General features: G+C 59.5%; 20 protein-coding genes and 4 pseudogenes. 6 read left to right on the top strand and 18 right to left on the bottom strand.

Translation table 11 applies throughout. From position 1 onward, the window contains the following. Window positions 1-46 precede the first annotated feature (46 nt). The 4 genes and pseudogenes from OKW35_RS17120 to OKW35_RS17105 form a co-directional block, all read right to left on the bottom strand. Entirely contained in the window at window positions 47-1054 is a 1008-nt protein-coding gene (locus OKW35_RS17120) for a tyrosine-type recombinase/integrase (RefSeq protein WP_429552644.1), read from the bottom strand. Next, window positions 1047-1997, bottom strand: a complete 951-nt coding sequence (locus OKW35_RS17115; RefSeq protein ID WP_429552643.1) for a tyrosine-type recombinase/integrase — start codon at window positions 1995-1997, stop codon at window positions 1047-1049. Before OKW35_RS17115 ends, OKW35_RS17120 begins: the two co-directional genes overlap by 8 nt. Beyond that, the gene (locus OKW35_RS17110; RefSeq protein WP_429552642.1) at window positions 1994-3253 is read right to left on the bottom strand and encodes a site-specific integrase; all 1260 of its coding nucleotides are present in this window, start codon (window positions 3251-3253) and stop codon (window positions 1994-1996) included. The genes OKW35_RS17115 and OKW35_RS17110 overlap by 4 nt, the downstream gene beginning before the upstream one ends. 157 nt (window positions 3254-3410) lie before the next feature. Continuing rightward, window positions 3411-3581 (bottom strand): annotated as a pseudogene (locus tag OKW35_RS17105) (IS110 family transposase); the annotation flags it as partial. A gap of 81 nt (window positions 3582-3662) precedes the next feature. Between OKW35_RS17105 and OKW35_RS17100 the strand changes: the two are divergent. The 6 genes from OKW35_RS17100 (at window position 3663) to OKW35_RS17075 (ending at window position 9890) form a co-directional block, all read left to right on the top strand. Beyond that, entirely contained in the window at window positions 3663-4082 is a 420-nt protein-coding gene (locus tag OKW35_RS17100; protein WP_429552641.1) for a hypothetical protein, read from the top strand. Between the two features lie 129 nt (window positions 4083-4211). Then, the gene (locus OKW35_RS17095) at window positions 4212-5267 is read left to right on the top strand and encodes a 3-keto-5-aminohexanoate cleavage protein (RefSeq protein WP_429354922.1); all 1056 of its coding nucleotides are present in this window, start codon (window positions 4212-4214) and stop codon (window positions 5265-5267) included. 38 nt (window positions 5268-5305) lie between these two features. Further along, window positions 5306-6127: an SDR family NAD(P)-dependent oxidoreductase gene (locus tag OKW35_RS17090; RefSeq protein WP_429354921.1), complete on the top strand. Its 822-nt coding sequence runs from the start codon at window positions 5306-5308 to the stop codon at window positions 6125-6127. A gap of 31 nt (window positions 6128-6158) precedes the next feature. Then, window positions 6159-6929 carry a carboxymuconolactone decarboxylase family protein gene (locus tag OKW35_RS17085; protein ID WP_429354920.1) on the top strand — a complete coding sequence of 257 codons (771 nt, stop codon included), beginning with the start codon at window positions 6159-6161 and terminating at the stop codon, window positions 6927-6929. Window positions 6930-7038: 109 nt separating this feature from the next. Next, window positions 7039-8373 (top strand): MFS transporter, encoded by a 1335-nt coding sequence (locus OKW35_RS17080; protein WP_429354919.1) that lies wholly within the window; start codon window positions 7039-7041, stop codon window positions 8371-8373. Window positions 8374-8657: 284 nt separating this feature from the next. Then, entirely contained in the window at window positions 8658-9890 is a 1233-nt protein-coding gene (locus OKW35_RS17075) for a porin (RefSeq protein ID WP_429552640.1), read from the top strand. A gap of 115 nt (window positions 9891-10005) precedes the next feature. On the opposite strand, the gene OKW35_RS17070 is transcribed toward OKW35_RS17075, so the two are convergent. The 14 genes and pseudogenes from OKW35_RS17070 to OKW35_RS17005 form a co-directional block, all read right to left on the bottom strand. Next, the gene (locus tag OKW35_RS17070) at window positions 10006-10296 is read right to left on the bottom strand and encodes a hypothetical protein (RefSeq protein ID WP_429354917.1); all 291 of its coding nucleotides are present in this window, start codon (window positions 10294-10296) and stop codon (window positions 10006-10008) included. A 13-nt stretch (window positions 10297-10309) separates the two neighbouring features. Further along, window positions 10310-11387 (bottom strand): annotated as a pseudogene (locus OKW35_RS17065) (IS630 family transposase). A 35-nt stretch (window positions 11388-11422) separates the two neighbouring features. Beyond that, window positions 11423-11794 carry a helix-turn-helix transcriptional regulator gene (locus OKW35_RS17060; RefSeq protein ID WP_429552639.1) on the bottom strand — a complete coding sequence of 124 codons (372 nt, stop codon included), beginning with the start codon at window positions 11792-11794 and terminating at the stop codon, window positions 11423-11425. Beyond that, window positions 11757-12473, bottom strand: a complete 717-nt coding sequence (locus OKW35_RS17055; RefSeq protein WP_429552638.1) for an AraC family transcriptional regulator — start codon at window positions 12471-12473, stop codon at window positions 11757-11759. The genes OKW35_RS17060 and OKW35_RS17055 overlap by 38 nt, the downstream gene beginning before the upstream one ends. Window positions 12474-13349: 876 nt before the next feature. Beyond that, window positions 13350-14552 carry a DUF445 domain-containing protein gene (locus OKW35_RS17050; protein WP_429552801.1) on the bottom strand — a complete coding sequence of 401 codons (1203 nt, stop codon included), beginning with the start codon at window positions 14550-14552 and terminating at the stop codon, window positions 13350-13352. 83 nt (window positions 14553-14635) lie between these two features. Then, complete coding sequence (gene phaZ, locus OKW35_RS17045) at window positions 14636-15478, bottom strand: poly(3-hydroxyalkanoate) depolymerase (RefSeq protein WP_429552637.1); 843 nt, start codon at window positions 15476-15478, stop codon at window positions 14636-14638. 58 nt (window positions 15479-15536) lie between these two features. Continuing rightward, on the bottom strand, window positions 15537-15959 hold the full coding sequence (locus tag OKW35_RS17040) for a phasin family protein (protein WP_429552636.1): 423 nt from the start codon (window positions 15957-15959) through the stop codon (window positions 15537-15539). Window positions 15960-16021: 62 nt separating this feature from the next. Further along, a complete protein-coding gene (locus OKW35_RS17035) occupies window positions 16022-17728 on the bottom strand; it encodes an alpha/beta fold hydrolase (RefSeq protein ID WP_429552635.1) in 1707 nt (568 codons plus the stop codon). A gap of 42 nt (window positions 17729-17770) precedes the next feature. After that, the gene (locus OKW35_RS17030) at window positions 17771-18235 is read right to left on the bottom strand and encodes a MaoC family dehydratase (RefSeq protein ID WP_429552634.1); all 465 of its coding nucleotides are present in this window, start codon (window positions 18233-18235) and stop codon (window positions 17771-17773) included. 22 nt (window positions 18236-18257) lie between these two features. Beyond that, window positions 18258-19905 (bottom strand): annotated as a pseudogene (locus OKW35_RS17025) (fatty acid--CoA ligase). A gap of 312 nt (window positions 19906-20217) precedes the next feature. Further along, the gene (locus OKW35_RS17020; protein ID WP_429552633.1) at window positions 20218-21129 is read right to left on the bottom strand and encodes a LysR family transcriptional regulator; all 912 of its coding nucleotides are present in this window, start codon (window positions 21127-21129) and stop codon (window positions 20218-20220) included. Between the two features lie 178 nt (window positions 21130-21307). Beyond that, window positions 21308-23005, bottom strand: a complete 1698-nt coding sequence (locus tag OKW35_RS17015) for an electron transfer flavoprotein-ubiquinone oxidoreductase (RefSeq protein WP_429354909.1) — start codon at window positions 23003-23005, stop codon at window positions 21308-21310. A 16-nt stretch (window positions 23006-23021) separates the two neighbouring features. After that, a pseudogene (locus OKW35_RS17010) lies at window positions 23022-23615 on the bottom strand (acyl-CoA dehydrogenase C-terminal domain-containing protein); the annotation flags it as partial. After that, the gene (locus tag OKW35_RS17005; RefSeq protein ID WP_429552632.1) at window positions 23615-23947 is read right to left on the bottom strand and encodes an acyl-CoA dehydrogenase N-terminal domain-containing protein; all 333 of its coding nucleotides are present in this window, start codon (window positions 23945-23947) and stop codon (window positions 23615-23617) included. The gene OKW35_RS17005 and the pseudogene OKW35_RS17010, both read right to left, overlap by 1 nt. Window positions 23948-23984: the final 37 nt, after the last annotated feature.

Below are 23984 nucleotides of genomic sequence, written 5' to 3'. Positions count from 1 at the left end.
CATTGCTGGGCTAACCGATCGGATCAGTTCACGCGGCCGAGCATAATCACAAGCCCTCGAGAAACTGCAGCACGCGGTCGGTGGGCCGGTAGCGCCGTTGCCTGCTGTGGGGCAATTGAAGCGTACTGAGGGCTCTTTCCTTCATTGCCAGGTCTGCCTCTATGTACATGTGCGTGGTCGCTGGGTTCTCGTGACCCAGCCACAGCGCAATGACCGTGAGGTCAACTCCAGCCTGAAGCAGGTGCATGGCAGTCGCGTGCCGGACCAGGTGCGGTGAGATGCGTTGGCCCTTGAGTCCCGCGCAATCAGTTTCCACAGCCTGGTAGGCGAGGTTAAGGCGATCGGTTATTCCGGTTCGCGTCATCGGTCCGCCTGAACGATTTGGAAAGAGCCACTGTCCGGATGAAGCGCCAATTTGCCGAAGCCAGAGCCGGATCTGGCTTGCGGTGCTGCGCCAGAGCGGGACCACACGTTCTTTGCGGCCCTTACCGTGAAGACGTACAGAAGGGCTTCGATCCAGATCGACGTCGCCAACGCGTATGCCGATGAGTTCGGATACCCGAGCGCCGGTGTTATAGAGGGTCGCCAACATCACGCGATCGCGCTGACCGCACCATGTGTTGGGGTTGGGTGCATCGAGCAAGGCGCATATTTCTTCTCGGGAGAGGAAGCGGACTAGCGGGCGCTCATAACGCTTCATCGGGATCGCGAGCACCTGTTGAATCGTGCCGAGCGATTCTGGTACTCGGGACGCAGCATAGTGCAGAAACGAGCGAATGGCGGCAAGCCGGAGGTTGCGGCTGCGGATGCTGTTTTGGCGAACCACTTCGAGATGATTGAGGAAGTCGAGAACCAGTTGTGCATCAATATCGCTGAGTTCCAGGCGTTCAGGCTTCCGATGCAATCGCTGTTCGGTGAATTCGAGAAGCAGCCTCATAGTGTCGCGGTAAGCAGCCACCGTTCGCGGGCTGGCGTTACTCTGCTGTATCAGGCGCTCCATAAAGAACTGCTGCAGCAATTGCGCAAACGTCGGTGATGAGTTCAGGTCAAGCATGATTGCCTCCTTGAACGAAGTGCTCGAAGCGATCGCCTGCGATGGTCATCAGCTCAGGTATTGCCGTTATGTACCAGAACGTATCGGTGACCTGGGTATGTCCGACATAGGTGGAAAGCACCAGCATCGCATTACCGACATCGATCCCCTCCTGATACCAGCCGATAAGACGGCGGCAGATAAAGCTGTGCCTCAGATCGTGGATGCGCGGGTGCGGGTGACCCCCTCGGGCCTGCCATCCGAGCTGTGCTCGAAGACGGGCGAAGGCATATGCGATCTGACGATAGTTCACTGGCCTCCCGCGGTCTGACACGAAGAACGCGTCGGTCGTCGACGCGGGCAGCCTTTTATCCCGAATACAGGCATAGGCACGGAGGGCTTCGGTGGTGGTCGGATGTAGAGGAACGTGGCGGGCTTTCCGAAACTTGCTCTGACGGATCGTGAGCAGGCCGCGTTCCAAGTCCACGTCCGAGCGCCGAAAGGCCAACGCCTCCGAGATACGCAAACCCGTGGCCGCAAGCAGACCGAAGACGGTTTCACAGGTAACTGGACGCAGGCTGCCGGCGGGCGGAAGTCGTCGCGCAGTATCCACCAACGCGTCGATCTCCTCCTCCGAGTAGATATGCGGGGTCAACCGTCGATGTCCTGGTCCACAGAGTCCGGGCGATGCAATTTCGGTGGCGGGATCAAACTGCAGGCGATACTTGGCGAACGGGCTCAAGATTTTTAGCCGACCTGCTCTCGTGATGGCTGTCGCGCGGCTGGACGAACAGGCCCAACGCAATGCCAGTTCTTCCGTGATCGGACCGCGGTGACCGATTTGATCGGCGAAGCGTGCAAAGCACAGCAGCCGCCTTTCCTCACTCTCCAAAGCGAAGCCGAGTCGCCGCCGGCATTCGAGATAGTCCTCGACCAGGGACACCATGGTAGTGGCGGGCTTCATGTGCGTCTCCCCGGCCATGGCAAGGCAACGGTGTTGAGCCTGGGTAGATCGACTTTGACATAGATGGTCGTCGTGTTGACGTTGCGGTGGCGCAGTAGATCGGCGATGTCTTTGAGACTTGCCCCTTCCCTGAGTAGCCTTGATGCGACCGAATGGCGTAGCACATGGGTTCCGGTCCACCGCTGAGCGAGGCCGCACCGGGCGTAGGCACAGCGTACGGCATTACGCACCAGGCTGGGCCCCACCGGTTCATCGCGCGGAGCGCGGTGCCGCACAAACAGTGCGCGGCTTTCCGTTCGCGGGCGCCCGAAGCGCAAATAGTCAGCGATCGCGCGCCCCGTCTCCAAAGGCAACGGCAGAAGTGTTGTGCGCTTTGCCTTCGCTTTGGCAATCCGGAGCGTCCCTTCTCGCCAATTCAAGTCATCGAGCTGGATAAAAGCCACTTCGCTCGCCCGCAGGCCCAGGTCCACCAGACAGCGAATGATCGCGTAGTCACGTCGGCCGGTTGGACACGTATGATCGAAGGAATTCACAAGCCCCGCCAGTTCTGAATCGGTAAGAGAATCCGGTAACGCCGCTAGACGCCAGTAAGCGACTCTTGGGACTGCGGCAATCAGGGGTTCGGTAGGTTGTCCGTGTATGCGACGGAAACGCAAATAACTCCGCAGACAGTCGCCAATGATTCCTGCTGTCCGAGGTTGGCAGCCCGCGGCGCGATCAGTCACGAATCGACAGATCTCATCTGGCTTGAGGCATTCAAGCGCAATCGGCCCCCAGCCAAATCGGGCAATGAGGAATTCACGGACGTAGCGCAGACGGTAGAGACGCGTTGCCGGTGCTAGCCCCTGCACATCCTGAAGATAAGCGTCAAAGAGCCGAAGTTCTTCACTTATGAAACTGGAAACCGGCGCTGATCTTGAGGGAATGATTCCCTCCGAGCGCAGCATGCGAAGCAGATGACGCAGCGCGCGGCGAAGGTTTGCGGGGGTGCGGGGACTTGGCTTGCTGCAGTGGCAGACGGGAAGGTGCTCCGTGAGAAAGCGATGCAGCACTGTCTCGTCGATGTTATTGATAGCGATGCGTCGCGCAGTCAACCACCGTCCGAAGTGGGAGGCGCATTGCAGGTAGTTCTCTTTAGTAATACCCGCATATCCGTGACGCCCCAAGTAGTCGGTGAAATTTCCAACGACGGGTCCAAGTGCGCCGTACCGTGCGCGATTGCACACGACAACTTCAGAAACGACTGGCGTGATCATGATCGCTCTCCTGAGAGATGGCGATGAAGCCATCTGGGAAGAGCAGTATCTGTTATGCAAGGTTGGCCGATGGTGAGGCGCTACCTGGCACCCAGAGGAATTGGGCGTCGCACCTCAGCATGACCGACAAACCGTGCATAATTCCGGGGCGTCCATAAAAGGTCGACTCGACCACGACGCCAGCAAGCCCGTCTTTCCACGGCGCAAGGAAATCCAGGATCTTCGTCAGGTCGTTGGGCGGGCGCCTTTGAGCCACGATCCGGTCCGTTTCATCGATCACGGTAACCATGCTGTTGTTCGAATGCAGGTCAATGCCACTATAGTTCATGGTGAACCTCCTTCCGGTCAAAGTGCTTGGCAAACTCACTTTAACCCCGGCCGCTCCGAAGGGCGGCGGAAGGCCCGCTAGATGATTTTCAAGTTCCGGCGCCTGCTGCTGCGCTTCGAGCGACTCAGCCACCTACACTACGCATTGAAAACCCTCGCGTACACGATGATCAATCTTCGGCACTACTGCCGAAGATTGATCACTTGCTTCGAGACCTTTGTTTTCATCGCCGGCCATCGCGCCGTGGTCACGCTCGCCCGCACCATGCCGATACCTTCGCACAACAACACACATGGTCGCATCGCAGGCCTAGCCGCCGCGATTCCTTCCCATCCCATGGGCTTGTCCAACCGCGCTGCGCCGAGCCTGCTTGAAACGCGCAACCAGTTGTTTGCTTGTCCCGCTTGCCTTACTGCGACAGAACCTCTGCGCCTGCCCCCAAGCAGCAATCGCCGTCTCTGCGGACCCCGAAGGCCCGGTCTCCGGAAGGGTAAATCCTGATGGCAATAGTAACAAAATGACAAGTTTTGGTGACAATATGATAAATCGACAGTTGCGCGTTTCCTTAAAGTTCAATGGACGGACCAGCCTAATCACGGCCGGTCATCCCTACCTTGCCGGAGATGCCTTGTGAATTTTCTCGACGATAGCCTTTTCCCCGAAGTTCAAGAAAAACTCGTGATTCAGGTGGCGCCGTTCGGCCCTCAGTGGATTCCGAGCGACTCGGACGACATCCCCGTGAACATGGACGCCCAGATCCAGAAGGCGGTGGACTGCTACAACGCCGGCGCCACGGTGCTGCACGTGCATGTGCGCGAGGAAGACGGTAAGGGCTCCAAGCGCATGTCCAAGTTCAACGAGAGTCTCGCCCGGCTGCGCGAGGCGGTGCCCGATATGGTCCTACAGGTGGGCGGCTCGATTTCCTTCGCGCCGGAAGGCGAGGGGCAGGAAGCCCAGTGGCTCGACTACGACACGCGGCACATGCTGGCGGAGCTCGATCCGAAGCCTGATCAGGTCACGATCGCGATCAACACCAGCCAGATGAACATCTGTGAGTTGCTCACGCCGGACGACGTGATGGGCACCATTCTCGAGAAGCCTGAATACTTCAATGCCTATTCGGAAATGGTCGTCGATGCGAAGCCGTCGTTCTTCATCGAACACCTGCGCCGCCTGCAGGCGGCCGGCATTCAGCCTCACTTCATGCTGGGTCACGTGCACCAACTCGAGAGCGTCGAGCGCCTGATCCGCCGTGGTCTCTACACCGGTCCGCTGGTGCTCAATTATGTCGCGATCGGCGGCGGCGCAGCGGGTCTACACCCGGCCGATCTGATTGAATTCGTTCGCCGGACCCCCGACGGCGCGGTGCTGACGATCGAAAGCGCGATGCGCGCGGTGCTGCCGATGAACGCGATGGCCATCGCGATGGGCCTGCACGTGCGTGTGGGGATCGAGGACAACCTGTGGGGCCGCAAGGGCGAGCGCATGACGTCGGTACAGCAGATCGAGCAGACCGTGCGGATCGCGCGCGAACTGGGCCGCGATATCGCGACCGGGACGGACGCGAAGCGCATCTATCAGATCGGGGAGCAGTACAAGAGCGCCGACGAAACGATCGCCGCCCTCGGTATGGCACCGAATCGCAAATCCGCGCAGCGCGGCTTTACGGTGCCTGGCCACGCCTGACGGGCGCGCGTTTCCTCATCAGTCTGATCGAAATGAACATGAAACTACGTAACAGAATTGCCTTGGTAACGGGCGTAGGCCCCGGTCTCGGACTCGGGTGTGCGGTAGCACTCGCCGCCGAGGGCGCGACGGTCGTCGTATGCGACGTGGACGAGAAGGCGCTGGCGACAGCCCGCGCCGCCGTCGAGGCATTCGGTGCTGAATGTCTTGCGGTGCGGTGCGACGTATCCTCCAGTGCGGACGTCAAGAGCATGTTCGCGCAGATAGTCGCGCGTTTCGGCACCTTGCATATCCTGGTCAACAACGCCGCGCTGACTCCTAATCGCGCCATTGATACCGAGCGCCGCAACAAACTGTACGCGTACATGCAGACGCCCATGCCGCGCCAGTCACTGGGCTTCACCAGCGAGATCAGCGATGAAGAGTGGCATCGCTACTGGGGCGTGAACGTGCACGGCGTGTTCTATTGCACGCGCGAAGCATTAAAGCTGATGGAACCGCAACGCGACGGGAAAATCATCAACATCGCGTCGATTGCCGGGATCTCGACCAGAAGCGCACATAGCCCGCACTACTGCGCCACCAAGGGCGCGGTGATCGCCTTCACCAGGTCTGTCGCATTCGAAGTGGCCGGCGCCAATATCTTCGTTAACGCCATGGCACCCGGCGGCGTGGCTACCCCGGCATTTAATGAATACCTCGACAGAATTGGCGAAGACGGCCGAAATCGTCTGTGGCAGGGCTGTCCGCTGGGCCGCTTCGGCACGGTGGAAGAGTATGCATCGACGGTCGTCTATCTGGCGGGCGAGCATTACCTGGTTGGCCAGATCATCAGCCCCAACGGCGGCACGGTAATCTAAGGCCCAAATACCTTCCAGTACAACAGTCCAAATGAACGCAAGACAACCTACACCCAATTTCGACACGATGCGTGCAGCGGGCCTCGCTGACTCCAAGCTCGATCCGCTCGCGCAGTGGGACCCGGCATGGACCGAGTCCTTTATGGCGCTTAGCCAGAGCGCACAGACGAGCGACGTCCTCGATCCGAAGCTGGTCGCGCTAATTCGCCTGAACATCGACGTGACGGCGACGCATCTGTACGGTCCCGGTGTTCGCCGCCACGTGCGCGCCGCGCTGCGCCTTGGGGTGAAGCGTGCGCAAATCATGGAGGTGTTCAAGCTCGCAAGCGTGGTCGGCATTCACGCCTGCGCGCTGGGGGTACCGATCCTCGCCGAAGAACTGGCCCATGCAGGTATTGCCGACGATGCCACGCCCGCCCCGGCCACGCCCGTATGCGACAAGGTCCGCGCGAGCGGCATGTTCAATCCGCTATGGGAGACCATCTATCGCTGGGATCCACAGTATCTGGAGAATTTCCTCGCGATGGGGTTGGGGTTGTGGACCGACAACATCCTGCCGCCGCTGTGGATCGAATTTCTCTGTATCGCGGGGGATGCCGCCATTACTCATCTGTATGCGCACGGCACCCGCCGGCACATCAGGGCAGCGCTCGAACTGGGCGCGACCCGCGAGCAGATTCTCGAGGTGCTGAAGATCGTCAGTCTGCAGGGCATCGAAGCCTGTGAACTCGGCGTTCCGCTGCTGCAAGCCGAATGCGAAGAGTTCGAACGGGCTCGAACGAAATCTTCTTCGACCACATAGCCGTGCACTGTCTGCCGACGTGTCGTATAAGGCACGCGCGCAGAACCTGTAACAACCTGATGCCCAGCGCCCGAGCGTTGCGGCATCGAATGCAGTACGTGGAGACACCATGAGTCACGCCGTATCGCAGGCAGAGGTCATCATCGACACACGCGCGTCGCCCGAGGTCCGGCAGACGTACCGCAAAATTGCCTGGCACCTGCTGCCGTTCCTGTTTCTGGCGTATGCCGTCAACTCGATCGACCGGATCAATATCTCGTTTGCCAAATTACGCATGGCGCACGACCTTGGCCTGAGCGATGGAGCGTACGCGTTCGGTGCGACCGCGTTTTTCATCGGCTACATCCTGTTCGAGATTCCGGGCAACCTGTACATGCAACGCGTGGGTGCGCGCGCCACGCTGACCCGCATCATGGTCCTGTGGGGCGTGGTCACCGCGCTGACGAGCTTCGTTAATACACCAACGCAACTGTATATCGCCCGCTTTGCGCTCGGCGTCGCCGAGGCAGGCTTTTTCCCCGGCGTCATCCTTTACCTTACATACTGGTTTCCGTCATGGAAACGCGGCCGTGTGACTGCGATCTTTTTCATGGCGGGATTTGTCGCGGGGATGGTCAGCGGGCCGCTTGCGGGTGCAATCATGACCGGTCTTGAAGGCTGGCAGGGCATGAAGGGCTGGCAGATGCTTTTCGTACTCGAAGGTCTTCCCGCTGTCGCGCTTGGCGCATTCGCCTGGTTCTGGCTCGACGATAGCCCTGCGCGCGTCACGTGGCTCACCGATCGACAAAAGGCCATCGTTGTCGAGAATCTTCGCCTGGATCAGTCCTCACGAGTTACCGAAAGCAAGTCATTTAGACAAGTCATACGAGACCCGCGCGCCTATCTCCCCGGCATTGTGTTCTTCACGCTCTATTCCGGGACCAACACGGTGGCGTACTGGATGCCCTCGTTGCTGCAAAGCGTGGGAATCACAGACTTGCGCCGCATTGGCGTGATCGCGAGTTGCCCGTACATGCTCGCCATGGCGGCGATGTATCTGCTCGGGCGCAGTTCGGACAGACACCTCGAGCGCCGCTGGCACCTGGCGGCGACCATGCTGACAGCCGCGGCCTCGTTCTGGATGATGCATGTACTGCAAGCCAACGTCCTGCTCTCGACGGTGTTCATGACCATCGGCGCGGCTGCGTGCCTGGCGGCGGTACCGCTCTTCTGGACGATTCCACCCGCGTTTTTCAGCGCGAGCGCGGCAGCGGGGGGCATCGCGTTCGTCAGTAGCATCGGCTCCCTGGCCGCGGTGCTCAGCCCGGTCACTGTCGGCGCCGTGAAGGCGCATACGGGCAGCCTGTATGTCGCGTTCGACGTGATCGGCGGTATGTTGCTGATCGGCACCGTCATCCTGCTGGTTGGCATACCGGCGACCCGGCTTCACGAACGCCAAACGTAAAGCCGCGCACCAACAAGACCCGCGATACCACGACGCACTGTGACCGCCTCTGTCCGTCTCGCACGGGCAGGGCGGCGGCCGATCTGTAACCAGGGTAGCAGGTCGGGACTATGCTCCACATCGCCTGATATGACGCGACGTCACAGGATTAGTACTGCAGATTTGTTGATTAAAGAACGTGATCAAAAGAGAAGGATCGCGACGTCGTGTGGCCGAAGAACGCGACGCGAGCGTTCCCGAGGCAGTTGTAGGTTTAGCAAAAAAATTGACAACAAGGAGACGGTATGAAGTTGAAACTGGTAGCCGCAGCCGCGGTGGCCGTAATCGGGAATGCTGCGTATGCGGACTCGTCAGTGACGCTGTACGGCGTCCTTGACTCGGGCCTTCTGTATCAGAGCACCTCGGCGGCAGTCGTCAGTGCCAACCCATCGACGTTGACGGGGCTTCCGGCGGGTACGAAATTGCCTCCGGCTGCGGCGGCATCGGTGGCAAACGCCCTGAAGAATCTTGGAGCAGTCTATCGCTTCAAGGACGGCGGCATCTACTCAAGTATCTGGGGCATGAAGGGAACCGAGGATCTCGGTGGTGGCTACGCCGCAAACTTCAGGCTGCAAGGCACGTTCGACACCGGCACCGGAAAGTCTGGCCAGTCCGATACGGCTGGCGTTCCAGGCTTCTTCAACCAGATCTCGACAGTTGGCGTGAGCGGACCGTTCGGCTCGATCGACGCGGGTCGCCAGCTAGCGCCGATGATCTACGCGATGGGGGAGACGGACGCTCGCCACGCACAGTATTTCGGCAGTATCCTCGGTGCCTGGATCGGCCTGAACTCAGCAGCGGGCTGGCCTGGAACCAGCACTAACGGGCCAGTTGGCGCACTGTACGACAGCAACGCAATTGTCTACAGGTCTCCAAAGTTTTACGGTGTGAGCGCCGATCTGGAATACGCGCCGGGCGGCGTCGCGGGGCATTTTCAAGGGGGCACGCGCGAGTCGGCGGTGCTGAAATATTCGGGTTACGGTTTGCGGCTCTCCGCGGTTTACTACAACGCGCACGATACGAATCCCTTCACAACAGTCACGTCGACGACAGCCGTGCCAGCTACCGGCCTGAACAACAACCGCTACTGGTACCTGGGCGCCCTCTACACAATAAAGGACTTCACCGTTTCGGCGTCGTACAGCAACGGCGCGAATCCCGCTCCCAGAAGCGCGACGAATCCGAATGGCGGCATCAGTCTGGACCTGTATTCGGTCGGCCTCGGTTACCGGTTTACGCCTGCGTTCAAGATCTCGAGCGGCCTTTATTACATCAAGGACAGAAACAATTCGAAAAACACCTCACTTGAGGCGGCGGGCGGCGTCGAATACAGCCTTTCCAAGGCCACCCTGGTCTATGCTCAGGTGGGTTGGGTCAACAACCACGGAGATATGACTCAAGGCATTACCTACGGGGCGCTGGTTGCGCCTGGCATGGGTACGGCGGCGGTCAATATCGGTCTGCGTCACAACTTCTGATCGACTGAGAAACTGTGGCTCGTGTGACAGTCCCGGGCGAGCCGGCTTTCTGACCGAGGCGTCAGTGCGCGTCTTCGACAGAGCTAGTACAGCATCCTGTAAATGTCTTTAATAATTATCGTGCTGCAAATAAGGCCGTAGGAGTGACGACGACCTCGGCCATTTCGTCGAGTGAGCCTGTGCCCGGCAGCGGTTCCCATCGGCCGGTGCGGCTGCGAAAGGCGGCACTGTAACGATTGCGGGCGAGCTCGGTAAGGCGCGCCACAACAGTCGGTTCCTCATCATCGAGACGTTTGATGAGCAGGTGCCGCCCGTAGGCTTGTGTGACGATCTGCTCATGGCCGAGCAAGCTGCGCAGTTGACGCTGAAGTTCAGTCGCGTAATGTTTAGTGGGTATGGCTGGCATGTCTGTCGCTCGATTACGATGTGCCCGTTTGCAACGGATAGCCCCGGAAAGTCCATTTGAAGGGGCGTGCTGCCTGATTATGCTCGTGCATAAACTGCGCGGTGCGCTCGCGCAGATGCGCCGTGCTGGCATGGCTGGCGTGGCATAGCACTCGGCGCGTGTAGCGGGCAAACCGCAGTTCGATCTGATTGACCCAGCTCGCGTGCAGCGGGGTGAAGTGGAAGTGAAACCGCTCATCATGCCGCTCGTTGAACGGCTGCCAGACGGCCTGAGCGCGATGCGTATTGAGGTTGTCCCAAATCACGTGCACCTGTTTGCCCGGGTGCGCAGCCGCCACGCGCTTCATGAAGGCGACCAGGTCGTCCTGGCTGCGCCGCTCGTGGCGGTCTGCCAGCACCTGACCGGTATGCACATCAAGCGCGGCAATCAGCGCCTGAGTGCCGTGCCGGATATATTCAGACTTCCGACGACGCAGCCGTCCCGGTGCCGGCGTGCACCCCGGATGCTTGCGCTCGACGGCAGCCCGTCTTCTCGTCGATGCTGAGCACCACCGCGTTTTTGGGCGCCTTGCGGTACAGCTTGCAAATCACATTGACCTTCTCGCGAAAGACCGGGTCGGGAGTGTGTAGCCATTGCTGGACCCGGTGCGGTCGAACGTCGCCAGCCTGCCGAATGCGCTGCACATGGCTGCGGCTGATCTGCTCGACAATGCCACGCTCGATCGCGCGCGCCACTGTCTCGTCCAGTGTCGGCATAACCCCTCCCACGGGTTCGTGTGCTTCACAAGCCAACGCAATCAACTGCAGTCGCGTTTCTTGCGTGATGCGTGGCGGACGGCCGCTACGCTCACCCTCGCGCAGGCCCTGCGCACCGTGCTGTGCGATGCGCTTGCGCCACGTGCAGACCGTCCGCACCGATACGCGCAGCTCTCGAGCAATCACCGTATTCGGGTGTCCTTCGTGCGCCCACAGCGCGATGCGTGCCCGCCTCACCTCGCACTGAGTCGCGGCCTTCCGATCGATTAGCGACAGGAGTTCTTCTCGTTCTTCCTTCGCCAACTTCACTGGCGTTGCATGACGACCTTGGCTCATCCCGAAATGATAGCCGAGACAATTATTTAATAAAGCTATTTACGGGATGTTGTACTAGTCTCTGCGCGGGCCTCGGTCTTGCGCCATTCGCTGGGTGTTCGGCCATGCCAACGCCGGAAGGCACGGGTGAAGTTACCCTGATTCTCGTACCCCAGGCGCGTCGCGATATCGGCGATCTGCAGATCGGTTTGTGCCAGCAACTGGTTCGCCAGATTGCGTCTAGCAGCTTCGAGCAATGACTCGTAGCTCGTGCCCTGTTTGTCAAGATGGCGATACAGGGTAAAGCGGTGTATCGCAAAGAACTCAGCTACTTTCTGCGACGTGCAGCCGTGCGGCAACAACTTTTCGATTACTTCTCTCACACGCGAACTAAAATCCTCGCCCTGGCGAGCTTGCAACTCGCTCATGTGCTGGTGAAGGAAGCGTCCCAGTTGCTGGTCGTGACTCGACCTCGGCTGCCCAAACCAGATCGAGCAACGACTGTGGAAACAGGACCTCGTATTGAGCCTGCCCAAACCAGACCGGCGCCTGGAAATATTGCTCGTACAAGGCGCTCGTTTTCGGCTTTCGAAACGCGACCCGAACGAGCGTCGGCCGCCACGACCGGCCGAGGATGATTTCTAGAATCCGGACATTGGCCGCCAGGTAAGCTGTGAGCAAATGCTGCGCGCCAGGAATGTTCGAGTCGATCGAAACTGACATGCAGGCGTAGCCTTCGTCTTCCGTCATGCGCACATGCAGGCCGCGATACCAGAGCCCGCAGAAACGAATGAGGCTTTCGATCGCCTCCCGTACCGTTGGCGCATTGAGGACAAGAAAGCGCAACGGCCCCGCGTTGTCGAGTGTTGCCCTTTGCCCGAGGAGCAATCCTACGTGTTCGCAGTGAATCTTTTTCGCTGCGGCTTCGAGGATGCGGCCATGCGTTACGGTAGATAGGGGACTCAAGCGTGAAGCCAATGCTTCGCGGGTCACGCCGAAAGATTCCAGAAGTTGCCACGGGTCGGCGCCGTGCTCGATCATGACAAACGGCAACGAACCGAGCGCACCGACCGGGATCGACTTTTCCGCTGTTGATGCGCGCTTCATGTTTCTGGCTCTAGCAAAAAATCCTTTCACGGACGGGTATGCGATCTTTTTGAAGTCCAGATATTTTACCTCCACTTAGCCAGCTATTTGGCGGTTCGTTGATGATTTCCGTCGGCGAAGCAGCGGTGTTTTTTTGCAAGCCGTCGGCTTTGGAATGTGTTCGAGCGCAGGATCGTTGCGATCGAAGCGCCTGGCAAGCCTCTCATGCCTGCGAACGGAGATTACGCTGGCAAATCACGGTCATCCGGTATGAACAGCCCCCGTCCTCCAGAGTAACGCACGCGTGAAAGCCGGGACCTTGGCGCGAATCGAAGTTAAGGAGGGGCGGCTTCCTCAAAACCCGAGTGTGCGCAATCGGCCGACATCTATTGTTGCTCATCCGGGCATCGCGTTTGGCGTGAATGGATGAGCCAGTCCACTGAGAGAGCCCATAGATGAGTCGCTTTATGCCCGTTGATCGTCAGACGGACTATCTGTGTACCGACTATCTGTTGGAGCCGTCGGTGGAGGACCGGTGGCCGGAAGACCATCTGGCGTGATTCGTCGCGGAAGTCATCGAGCAGATGGACGTCTCGGAGGTGAGTGGGAAGTACGCGGGTCGAGGCATGGCGGCGCACCAACCCGAGGTGCTACTGGGTTTGCTGGTGTACGGGTACCGGCCGATGGGAGCCGCTGCCGGGCACAGGTTGTCTTGATGGAATGCCCGAGGTCGTCGTGACACTCTTGCAGCCTTACTTGCAGCTCGATAATTATTAAATCTATTCGAAGGGACGTCGTACCAGGTTGCGTCAACGGAGATAGACTGATAGCGGTGCAGCGTTTCTTGATCGGGAGGCAGATCGACGCTATGTGCGCATGGTCAACACAAGGGAGGGATCACCGGGCCACGAGAAGGACCGCAGCGTGAAGCAAGACGCCGACCGTGCCACCGACAAATGTGCCGTTTATCCGAATGTATTGCAGGTCGCGCCCGATTTCCGCTTCGATCTTTCGACTGACTTCTCCGGCGCCCCAGCTTTTCACTACTTCGGTAATCAGCGCCGCGACCTGGTGTTGAGCGCGCGGTACCAATGTTTGGGCGAGATTCAGCAACCATGCGTTCAGCTTAAGCTGAACCGTGGCGTCGTCCTTCAAGGCTTCGGCGAGTGATATGAGAGCACCCGCGATCGCGCGCCGGACAAACGAACGTTCGCGATCGACGTCTGCCGTCACGCGCGTGCGAAGTTGGTTCCACAGCACACGGTAGCAGCCCTCATTCTTGAGATGCCGGACGCAGTCACGCATCAATGTCCGGCCGACGCGCTGGTACCTGCCGGATGTTTCCAATTTGACCGCCAGGTCTCTAATCGCGCCATCGAACTGACGACGAAGTTCATGCTGAGGATTTGCAACGACTTCATGAAGTAAGGCGACAATACCTTCAACGAATTTATCGACGATGTAGCTGTCCAGGCGCGCGGGCGTATATCTCGATGCCGCGCTGAATCTCGCCTTGAGCACGCCTTCGTTGACCAGAAGCCACTGTTTCAGCGCCCGCAGTGCCCGGTCCAGTAGCGGCTGATGACGATTATTTTCGGTGACGATCTTCAGAACATTGCCAGCGAGGCTAGACGCATCAAGCGTGCGCAGTTGCGGGACGAGTACGCGTTCTAAGAATCGCGCCACTTTCCTGTCGTCGAGCTCCTTCAGCAAGCCGGGGAGAGTGTCGGAGACAGATTCAGCGATGCTTTGGCTATTGTCCGAATTGGCCAGCCACGCGGCTATTGCCTTCGCCGTGTTGCACGCCCGCAGCTTGCCGATCACGACCTCTGGCGTCAGAAAATGCTCTTGGACGAAGTTGCCAAGTCCCTCGCCGATTCGCTCATGGCTGCGCGGGATAATTGCCGTATGCGGGATTCGAAGGCCAAGCGGATGGCGAAACAGCACCACCACCGCGTACCAGTCAGCTATCGCGCCAACTGTTCCGGCCTCGGCAAATGCCCGCACCCAGTGTAACCAGGGGTAGGCGGCCTGGCAGGCAGCGCACGCTAACAACAGCACCAGCATGACGGCGAGCAGACAGGTCGCTGTGGTACGCATGCGGTTCAATGCCGCATGCCTCGCATTAGCTCGGAAAGCGGACGTTGCTCGTCGGTTACTGGCCCAGTCGTCCTCCAAGGGCATCAGGACGATTCCTGTCGCAGAAATGCCCGCACCGTTGGCGCGACGTCTTTAACGCGTGCGACCAGAAACAGGTGACCGTCGTCGATCACATGGAGTGTCGCATTACGAATGCGAGCGGCGAGGATTTTAGCGTTACTCAGCGGCACGATCGGGTCGTCGTTACCGTGCATGACGAGAGTTTGCTGGCGCAGGGTTCCGAGCCAGGGGAGGCTACTCCAGCCCCACGCAGCCAGCAACTGATAGACGTACCCACGGCCTCGCGGCGGCCGAATATGGCGGCTGTGTTCCGCGAGCAAGGTGGGATCGTGCCGGTAGGCTCCGCCGTAAATTTCGGCACCGATCCTCTGAAGATACGTCGGATCGGTGTATCGGCGTGGCCGGATCAGCTTTGACAGCACGGAGAGCTTGGCTGGCACCATGATGACGCCCGGCGAGGTGGCCGCCAGCACTAGACGGCGGCAACGATCTGGATACAGGTGGGCGAACTGCTGCGCGAGGGCGCCGCCCCAGGAAATACCCAGCACATCGACTTGCTCGACATAACCTAGCTGCGAGAGAAGCTTGTCGGCAAGCACCGCAAGGGTTGAGAAGCGGTAGGGCACGACCGGCGCGGGCGAGCCGCCCACACCGGGGATGTCGAAAATAATGACCTCCACATCCCCGAGGGCGTCCGCGAACGGCTCGACAAGTTCGAGATTGGCACCGATACCATTAAACATAAGCAGCGGCGGGGTTGCGCTGTTGCCTGGCCGAACGCCGACACGCAAAGTCTGACCATCGACGTCGACGGTGCGGATGTGCATTCTGTGACCAGACTCAGCGCGTGTATCGGTTACTTTCATCAACGTGTCCTCGAGACAGTTACCCTACAAAGGCTGTATCGCCCAACGGAATACAAAGCTATTTTTTGACTTGCAAGAGTGCTTTCATCTCCTCGACGTTTTCCGCGACGCGCCTGCTAACGATGGCAAGGCTATCGGAGTGAGCCTTATAAAGGGTGTCTGCCATCTCAAGGAAGTTCGTCAGGGTGAGGCGCAAGGCTGGCGGAACGAGTTCATGGGTGTCCGCAACAGGCTTGCTCTGTGTCGCTGTCGATCGCGCCATAAGCGATTGCAATCCGGTCGTCGTCGTGCTCAGAATGGCGGCCTGTTTCTCCCCGAGCGACTGAAAGCACCCGAGCGCCTTCATGTTGGCGGCCGTCAGCGCCTCGATGTCCTTGCGGCGAGATTCTAGAATCGCAGCCAGGTCAACGTGGGGAGGCTTGAGCAGGTCGATCACCTTGGCGTATTGCGAGAAAAAGCTATTGGAAGTGATTGATTCCATAAAATCTCCAAACAAACTGCGTTAAAGAAAACAGTGGCACCTTCAGCTTGCGAGACGCGAGCTCATGCTTCAGTGACATACATTCCGGGCGCGCTGCCGCATACCTGCAGTCGCTCACTGCCGAGTGACTTCGGTGCCGCTCGGCTTTTACCGGAACGCTCCGCGAGCCACTCTCGCCAGTGGGTCCACCAGGAATCCGGTGCCGTTTGCGCGCCGGCCAGCCATTCGTCAGGGTTCGGCGGCAGTTCGGGGTTGAGAAAGAACTTCGCCTTTGGATTGCCGGGCGGGTTGATCAGGCTCTGGATGTGGCCGCTCGAACTGAGGACGAACTGCGTGTTGCCGCCGAAACACCGCGCCGACTCGTAGACGGCCTTCCAGGGCGTGATGTGATCGGTGACGCCGGCCACCACGTACTTGTCGCATGTCACCTCAGTCAGGTCGATGGGCGTACCCAGGACAGTGAGTGCGCGCGGTTTCGCGAACAGGTTCCCGGAAAAGACGTCGATCAACTGGCCGTGGAGCCTGGCCGGCAACCGGGTCGTGTCGTTATTCCAGTAGAGGATGTCGAAGACCGGAGGCGGATTGCCCATCAGGTAATTGTTGACCCAATAGTTCCATACCAGGTCGTTGGGCCGCATCCACGCGAAAACACGGCCCATTTCGTCGCCTGCCAGCACGCCCTTGGTCATACTGTTGTGCTTGGCTGCCGAAATTGTTTCCGGCGTGGCAAAGAGACCGAGCTGCGACTCGTCCGTAATGCCGAAGACCGAGACCATCAGCGTTGCAGCGTTCACCCAACTCTCTCCGCGACTCGCCAGATGGCCGAGCAGGGCCGAGATCGTCATCGCCCCAGAACATGCGCCGTGCAGATTCACGTCCTCGCAGCCCGTAATGTCCCGGACTGCCTGAATGGCATCGATCAGCGCGGCGACATAAGTGTCCAGATCCCAGTCACGTTGCTCAGAAGTAGGATTGCGCCAACTCACCGCAAACACCTGAAACTCGTTGTTGACCAGATACTCGACGAAGCTCTTGCCTTTGGATAGATCGAAGATGTAGAACTTGTTGATCTGTGGCGGCACGATCAGTTGCGGGCGTGCATAGACCTTTCGCGTGGCTGGCGTGTACTGGATAAGTTCCAGCACCTCGTTGCGGAACACCACCGCGCCCGCGGAGGTTGCCAAATTCCTACCGACTTCGAACGCACTCTTGTCAACTTGAGCGGGCATGCCTTGGTTGCTCCACGTGTCCGCTAAAAGGTTCTGGAAGCCTGCCAACAGGCTTGTCCCGCCGGAGTCGGAGACCTTCCTGAGTGCCGCCGGGTTCCCGAGGAGCGAGTTCGTCGGCGCCATTGCGTCGGTGAAGGCCGAGATGACAAACTGTGCGCGCTCTTTGCTCCGGTGGTCCAGGGCTGAGCGGTCGACGAAGCCCGTCAACGCGTTGCGCCAGGCGAGATAGCTTTGCAGCGACATGCGATACAACGGGTTGTCACGCCAGGCAGAATCGGTAAAGCGCTTGTCGCCCTTGGGCGGCGCAGATGCCGCCGTGCCAGAGAGCACCGAGAACAACGCGCTTGCCAGCGACGCTTTCTGCTCGAGCAGAAGCGCGGGATGCTGAAACGCCTGCACGCCGATCTGCTGAGCGGTGGCGAGAATGTCCTGCGCACGCAGCCCGACGAACGGGTTGGGCCCCAGCACCGTTTCAGCGGCGACTGCCGAAAGGTCCTCGGGCGTGCTATTCGTTGACGTGTCCTGTTTGGTTATAACCATCGTACTGTTCCCAACGCAACTTCTTCAATGAGGTTCGGTGGTTCACGCCACCAGCATCGCCAGGGTTTCCGCGATCAGCGCCGGCTTATTCTCGCCGTCGATCTCCAGCGTGTTTTCGGTTTTCAGGAGTACCCGACCACCGCCTTTGTTTTCTGCCGACAGCAACACCACGCGGTTGCGAACCCGTGCTCCGGCTTTCACCGGCGCGACAAAGCGCGTCTTGTCCAGTCCGTAGTTCACCCCGGCCTTGGCATCCACGGGAATCAGTCCCATCTCGATGGTCAGCGCCGCCAGCAACGACAAGCTCAGATATCCGTGCGCGACCGTGCCGCCGTACGGACTCTCACGCCCCGCGCGCTCCTCGTCGACGTGGATCCATTGGTTGTCGCCCGTGCAGTGCGCGAACGCGTTGATGCGCGCCTGGTCGACAACGACCCATTCCGAAACGCCGAGCTCACGGCCGACAAAATCGCCGAGTGTTGCCACGCTATATCCCGGGATCTTCATAGTGTCACCTCCTGGTTATCAATCAGACGAACTGTTCGCGCAGTCGCTTTTTGTTGATCTTGCCGACGCTCGTTTTCTCCAGCGAATCGACGATCCTGACGATCTGTGGTACCGCATACTTGGAGATCACCCCTTGGTCACTGAACGCGAGAACGTGCTTCGTAATTTCGTCCTCGGCGAGAGGGGGGGTGTGGTCTTCTGCAAGCACCACGAGCGCCGCTGGGCGTTCGCCCCACTTCGCATCCTTGATCCCTATCACTGCCACCTCGGCTACGCCCGGGTGCTGAGAGATCAGGCTTTCGATTTCGAGGGAGGAGACCCACTCGCCGCCAGACTTGATTACGTCCTTGAGACGATCGGTGATTTGCAGATAGCCCGCAGCGTCGATGTTGGCAATGTCCTGGGTATGTAGATAGCCGCCATCCCACAGTTGCGCTGAGGCCTCCGGGTTTTTCAGATAACCCTGAGTCAGCCAGGGCGCACGCGCGACGATCTCGCCCGCTGCATGGCCGTCGTGCGGCAGGTCGTTCATATGCTCGTCGACCACGCGCAGTTCAACCAGCGGTAGCGGCAGGCCAGTTGTGCAGCGTAAGCGCAGCTCTTCTGCGGCATCGCGTGGAGCGCCGCCAGGTTTGAGTTGCGCGAGGCTGAGAGCTGGGCAGGTCTCGGACATACCGTAACCCGCGAAAATATCGATGCCCCGGTCGAGCGCTGCTCGCGCCAATCCGTGCGGCAAGGCACCCCCGCCGATCACAACCTTCCAACTGCTTAGATCGATGGATTTGGCCGAGGGCGAACTGAGCAACATGTGAAGGATAGTGCCGACGCAATGCGAGAACGTAACGCTTTCATCGCGCATCAGTTCCAGGAGCCGGTCGGGTACGTAGCGGCCCGGATAGACCTGCTTCACTCCGAGCATGGTGGCGATGTAGGGCATACCCCAAGCGTGCACGTGAAACATCGGCGTGAGCGGCATGTAGACGTCGCCGCGATGAAAACGCTGACCGCTCACGGGGCTCGCCAGCGCACCCATCATCGTGATGGTGTGCAGGACCAACTGCCGATGGGTGAAGTAGACGCCCTTCGGCAGTCCGGTGGTACCCGTCGTGTAGAACGTGGTGGCGCGGGTGTTCTCATCGAAGTCCGGGAAATCGAAACCGGTAGGGCTCGCGGCGAGCATGGTCTCGTATTCAGCCGAGATCGGAATCGTGTGCGCGCATGGCGCGCCCGTCATCGTTGATCCAGATAAACGTGTGCACTGTTTCGAACTGGTCCTTGATCGCATCGATCACCGGCAAGAAATCCGTATGGACCAGCAGCACCTGCGCGCCCGCATGGTTGATCGTGTACAGAATCTCCGCTTGCGACAACCGTACATTGACCGTCTGCAACACCGCTCCCATCATCGGCACGGCAAAGTAACATTCGAGGTAGCGATGGCTGTCCCAGTCCATCATCGCTACCGTGCTGCCGTGCTTCACCCCCAGCGCGCTCAGACCGTTCGCAAGCTGCGCAATGCGTTCGCGCAGCATCGAGTAAGTTAGCCTTTGCCTGCCGCGATAGACGATTTCCTGATCGGGCGCATGCGCGAGCGGGGTGTGCAGCAAGTGTTTGATCAACAACGGGTAGGCATAGGCCGAACGCGTCGTATCCGTTACATGGTTTTGCATGGCTTGTTCCTTCAACTGCGTTACTTGATACCTGCCGGCGTGCACAATCGATCCTCGACCACTGTCGGTAGGGTTCTGGCAGCCGTGGTGGCTTGTTGACCACACGGAGGTCTTCCCCCGGTGACGTAGCGGTGCCGCGCGGTTAGAGCATGACGACGTCAGCGGACCTCACTGGGTTGACTGTCTCAGCCAAATTTGTAGCCATCCGGTCTTCGCGTGGACTCATTGTCGAGCACCCAAACCGTTTTGACAATTCCACTGGGAATTGACGAACTGTTGAACGACGATTGACAGGTATCCTGAATATGATCGTCACATCCATGCTTGGGATAGCGAGCCGATGGCGTCGCGCAGGTAGTCGACCACGGCTTGCGTCGCTGGTGCCGGATATCGATTTGGCAGCGTCATGATGTACAACGAGTCTTGCTGGCCAACCACATGGTAGTCAGGCAAAACGGACAGCGTTGTGTGATTGGTTGGTGCATGCGATACGTAGGCCGGCATAAGCCCAACCCCGATGCCGTGAGACACTGCGTCGGCTAAAAATGAATAGTCCGATGACTGTAAAGCCGGTTGAAGCGTGACCGTTTGGCTATCGGTGGCATCCAACTTGTGCGTGAGCTTGAGCGCGACACGGCGGCCCGGATAAGGCGACGCAATGAGGGTGTGTCGTTCGAGGTCGGCGGGGCAGTTGATCGGACCGTGCTTCTCAAGATACCCGACCGACGCATACAGCCTCCAGTCGATCGTGCATATATGCCGCGCCACATAATCGAGCGGCGGAGTGGAGGTGATTCGTACCGCCACGTCAACTTCAGAAGAGATCAAATTATCGACGCGGTTGTTGAAGCTGACGGTGAGCGCGATCTTGGGCTGCGCGCGAGCAAATTCAAGCAACATCGCGCCAACGAAGATTCTTCCGAAGCCGGTCGGTATGCTTATTCGCACCCGTCCCTGAAGGGTGTGTCCGAGGCCGTCCATTGATGCGCGCGCGGCGGCCAAGTCGTCGAGCATGCGCTGGCCGCACTCGTACAAGGTCTGTCCGGCTTGCGTCAGTTCAAGGCTGCGTGTGGAACGGCGCAGCAGCTGCGTGCCAGTTTTGGATTCGAGAACTTTCAGTCGCTGGCTGATATTCGAACGTGTCATGCCGAGCTTGCGCGCGGCTGCGCTAAGGCTGTGCGAATCGACGATCTCGACGAAGAGACTAATGAGATTCAGATCCATTGGGCGATTGTCGACTCGGAATTGTGGGGATTGCTATGGCGGCCGCTGATTTGTGTCACTCGTACTGAATGCGTTTCATCAGTGTCGACGATCTCGATGGACGGACGGCCGTGGTCAAGCAAAACTCAACCGTTGCAAGAAACCGGAAGAATAGGTTTCGCGGATATGGGGACTCCGATTACATGTTCGGATAATTCGGACCACCACCACCTTCGGGCGCCACCCAAACGACGTTCTGCGTTGGGTCCTTGATGTCGCAAGTCTTGCAGTGCACGCAGTTCTGAGCGTTGATCTGTAGGCGATTGCCGCCCTCGTCCGTTGACACGAACTCGTACACGCCAGCCGGGCAGTAGCGGCTCTCTGGGCCGGCATACGTTGAGAGATTCACATTTACCGGCACCGACGGGTCTTTCAGCGTCAGGTGCACGGGCTGATTCTCTTCGTGATTCGTGTTCGAGATGAAGACCGACGACAACCTGTCGAACGTCAGCTTCCCGTCCGGCTTCGGGTACACGATCGGCTTGCATTGCGATGCGGGCTTGAGCATCTCGTGGTCCCAGTGCCGGTGATGCAGCGACCATGGCACGTTGCCGCCGAGCAGCTTTTGCTCGATGCCGACCATCACCGTGCCCAGGTACAGGCCCTTGCTCATCCACTGCTTGAAGTTGCGGGCGCGATGAAGCTCGGCGTGCAGCCACGATTGTTTGAACGCTTGCGGATATGCCGTGAGTTCGTCGGATTGGCGCCCAGAGTTCAACGCATCGAACGCGGCGTCAGCGGCGAGCATGCCGGTCTTGATTGCCGCGTGGCTGCCCTTGATCCGCGAGGCGTTCAGAAAACCCGCGTCGTCGCCGACGAGCGCTCCGCCCGGAAACACCAGTTTCGGCAGCGACATAAGGCCCCCGGCGATGATCGCACGTGCGCCGTATGAAAGTCGCTTTCCGCCTTCGAGGAAAGCGCGGACCGACGGATGCGTCTTGTAACGTTGGAACTCCTCAAATGGCGACAAGTACGGGTTAGTGTAGCCAAGGCCGACTACGAAGCCGACCATCACCTGGTTGTTGTCGATGTGATAGAGGAACGAGCCGCCGTAGGTGTCGTTTTGCAACGGCCATCCAGCCGTGTGGATCACCAGGCCAGGCTTGTGCTTGGCGGGGTCGATTTCCCACAGCTCCTTGATGCCAAGTCCGTAGACCTGCGGATCGGTGTTTTCGCGAAGCTTGAATCGGTCGGAAAGCTGGCGCCCCAGATGCCCGCGTGCGCCTTCGCAGAAGAGCGTATATTTCGCGTGCAGTTCCATGCCGAGCTGGAAATTCTCGGTCGGCTGTCCGTCGCGGCCGACACCCATGTTGCCGGTGGCGACGCCCTTGACCGAGCCATCGTCGTGGTAGAGCACTTCCGCGGCCGCAAAGCCCGGGAAAATCTCGACGCCGAGCGCTTCCGCCTGCTGGCCGAGCCAGCGGGTGACCTTCGCGAGGCTGATCACGTAGTTGCCGTGGTTCTTGAAATTCTTCGGCAGCGCCCAGTTCGGCACGGCCGTGGCGCCAGTTTCGGACAGGAACAGGAAGCGGTCCTCGGTGACGGGCACGTCAAGCGGCGCGCCTTGCTCTTTCCAGTCGGGAATCAGCTCGTTGAGCGCGCGCGGATCCATCACGGCGCCGGAGAGCACGTGCGCACCGATCTCAGAGCCCTTTTCCAGCACGCAGACAGCGATCTCGGTTCCTTTTTCATTAGCAAGCTGCGTGAGTCGGATCGCCGCTGACAGGCCAGCCGGGCCGCCGCCAACAATCACGACGTCATATTCCATCGATTCGCGGGGACCATACGGACTCGCGGATGACTCGTCGAGGTTAATGCATTGGTTGGTTACGTCCATGTCTACAATCGTTCCTTCAGAACTGCGATTCGCTCAACGCGAGGATGCCTTCCTCACCGCTTGCGCTGGTAATCGACGCTTCAATGCCCGGTGCCTGCGACAAAACGTGATCGGCGAAGAAGTGTGCGGTTGCGATCTTGGCGCCGTAGAACAACGGATCGTCGGCGCGCAGTTGCTTTGCGGCGATCAACGCGCGTGCCAGCTGCCAGCCCGTTAGCACGATGCCTGCGACCTTCAGATATGGCACGCTGCCCGCGAATACAGCATTCGGATCGCGCTTCGCGTTCTGCAGGATGAACTCGACGACGCGCGCCAGCGCCGCGCGTCCCGCTTTTAGGCGGCGATGCATCGCGTCGAACGCAGCGCCATCGTGCTGTTCGAGTTCGGCGAGCGTCGCGTCGACCTGCGCGAGGATCGCGCGCGCGGCCGCGCCGCCGTCGCGCAGCGTCTTGCGGCCGATCAGGTCGTTAGCCTGTATCGCGGTCGTGCCTTCGTAGATCGTCAGAATGCGTGCGTCGCGGTAATGCTGCGCAGCGCCCGTTTCCTCGATGAAGCCCATGCCGCCATGTACCTGCACGCCGAGGCTCGTGACGTCGATCGACATCTCCGTCACGGTGCGGCGATCAGCTTTCGCAAGCCCTGGCCACCGAATTCAGCTGGATGCACAACGCCTTGCCAGCCGCCCTCGCCGAACTGGCGGAACGCTTCCTTGAAGCCGGGCGTGGTCGTGACAACGCCCCCCAACCATGCGCTCGGGTTCCTGTCGCCCTCGAAGTTCCGTGGGGCGAGCACCTCGCTGTTGAACTTCGCGGCTTCACCGAGCACGGCCTGCGCAGTGTCGATGCTTGCTTCCTCGAAACCGGGTAGTTTGGCAATTTCTGCAATGTCAGCGAGTTCGTTGATTACGAACAGCATGTCCTTAAGCGGTGCGGTATAACTCATTTCGCCACGAAAATTGATCTGCAATGGATGTTTAGAG

The organism is Paraburkholderia sp. MM5477-R1, assembly GCF_050436385.1.
Classification (GTDB): domain Bacteria; phylum Pseudomonadota; class Gammaproteobacteria; order Burkholderiales; family Burkholderiaceae; genus Paraburkholderia; species Paraburkholderia tuberum.
Note: the sequence above shows the minus strand (reverse complement) of the source record. Positions and strands in the feature narration are given on the sequence as shown.